Origin of the sequence: Nocardia tenerifensis NBRC 101015 (assembly GCF_000308715.1) — a bacterium.
Taxonomy (GTDB): domain Bacteria; phylum Actinomycetota; class Actinomycetes; order Mycobacteriales; family Mycobacteriaceae; genus Nocardia; species Nocardia tenerifensis.
Map to the genome: position 1 here is coordinate 1 of NZ_BAGH01000069.1, position 1,606 is coordinate 1,606.

The following is a 1,606-nucleotide window of genomic DNA, read 5'->3' on the forward strand; positions in this document are numbered from 1 at the left end:
AGGATGGCGCCCCGATCCTGGTCACCGAACGCGCCTTGTTCAGCGCCGAGCCGTTCCGCCTGCACTGGGGGAGCAGGCAGTGGCGGCTCACCGGCTGGGCAGGCCCGTGGCCGGTGGACGAACGCTGGTGGGCGTCCTCGACCGAGAACGACGACGGCTCAACCACTTTCACCGCTCGCGCGCAGGTCCAGCTCGACGGCGAACCCGCCGACGTCCGGGTGCTGCTGCTCGTCTATCACGACGAGACCTGGCACGCGGAGGGGCTCTACGACTGAGCGGGCCGGGACCACACCGTCGCCATGGTGAACGGCTGCCCGCGCAGCTGCGCCCACTTCGGCTTGGCCGCCAGCCACGCGTCGTCGATCAGCGCCTCGGTGAGCTCGGCGAGCACCCAGCCCGCGTCGAGCGCCGCCGTGACGTGCTCGCTCAGCAGGTGCAGGTTCGTGCTGATCGCCACCGGCGCGCCGTCGAGCGGCGTGTAGTGCGTGGGCATCCCGGTCACCATCATGAACTGCGGGTGGAAGCTGACCAGGACGCACAGCGCGCCCGGCGCGGCCAGCCGCCACGCCTCGGCGTAGAACGGGGCCAGTTCGGGGAGGTGCTCGTCGATCAGCGAGGCGATCACCAGGTCGTAGCCGCCGCTCGGCAGTCCGGTGTCGCGCACGTCGGCCTTGGTGAGCGTGGTGTGCGCGCCGCGCTCCTCGGCCCGCGCCAGCATTCCCGCGCTCACATCGACTCCGTCGATATGGGATATCCCCTGTGTACGCAGCCAGGCTCCGGTTCGTCCCGTCCCGCAACCGAGGTCGGCGGCCCGGCGCACCCGCGGCCACTCCGGTCGTCGCAGCCGGTTCAGCAGCGCGAGGTCCATCTCGTCCATGACGGTCTGCTCGTAGGTCGGCGCCCAGCCGTCGTAACCGGTGGCGACGTCGACGGTGGGGTAGTTGCGGCGGTCGTAGTCCGCGAATGACGGCATGGGCGGAGTATTTCGCGTCCAAGGCGGGGTGCGCCAGGGATTTCCGCCCGCGGGCGGCGCACGTGATCCGCGTGACAAGTTCCGGGTCGGCCGACGTCCACCCAAGTACCCTCGAAAATCGTGGATCTCACGGTGACCAGCTTCGCGTTCGGTGACGTGCGGATCGCCTACCGGGATTCGGGGGCGACCGCCGATGCCGGCGTGCCCGTCGTCCTGGTGCACGGCATGGGCGGGGACGGCCACACCTGGGACCGATTCGCCCGCGAACTCATGCGGGACGGCCGCCGGGTCATCATTCCCGACCTGCGCGGACACGGCCGCAGCTCGCACACCGATTCCTACCGGTTCGACGAGTTCGGCGCCGACGTGCTGGCACTGTGCGAGCGGCTGGCACTGCCCGAGGTGGACTTGGTCGGCCATTCGCTGGGCGGCTACGCGGTCTCCTGCGTCGCGCAGGAACGACCGGAGCTGGTGCGCCGCCTCGTCATCGAGGAGTGCCCGCTGCCGTTGCAGTCCGGCGCCGAGGAGGTGCGCCTGACCCGCCGCTTCCCGACCGTGCCCGAGCTGTGGCACGCGACGAGCAGCCTGGCCCGGCATCCGCGCGCGGTGCTCGCCTTCGACCGGTCCATGACC

Annotated in this window: 2 protein-coding genes and 1 pseudogene; 2 read left to right on the top strand and 1 reads right to left on the bottom strand. The window is 70.9% G+C overall.

What is annotated here, in order from left to right; translation table 11 throughout:
- A pseudogene (locus tag ON39_RS05680) lies at positions 1-275 on the top strand (DNA polymerase Y family protein); the annotation flags it as partial.
- Here the strand turns inward: ON39_RS05680 and ON39_RS05685 are convergent.
- Positions 266-973: a class I SAM-dependent DNA methyltransferase gene (locus tag ON39_RS05685; RefSeq protein ID WP_040731836.1), complete on the bottom strand. Its 708-nt coding sequence runs from the start codon at positions 971-973 to the stop codon at positions 266-268. The pseudogene ON39_RS05680 and the gene ON39_RS05685 overlap by 10 nt on opposite strands.
- A 120-nt stretch (positions 974-1,093) precedes the next feature.
- Here ON39_RS05685 and ON39_RS05690 point away from each other — a divergent pair.
- A partial coding sequence (locus tag ON39_RS05690) for an alpha/beta fold hydrolase (RefSeq protein WP_040731843.1) occupies positions 1,094-1,606 on the top strand: 513 nt, incomplete at its 3' end.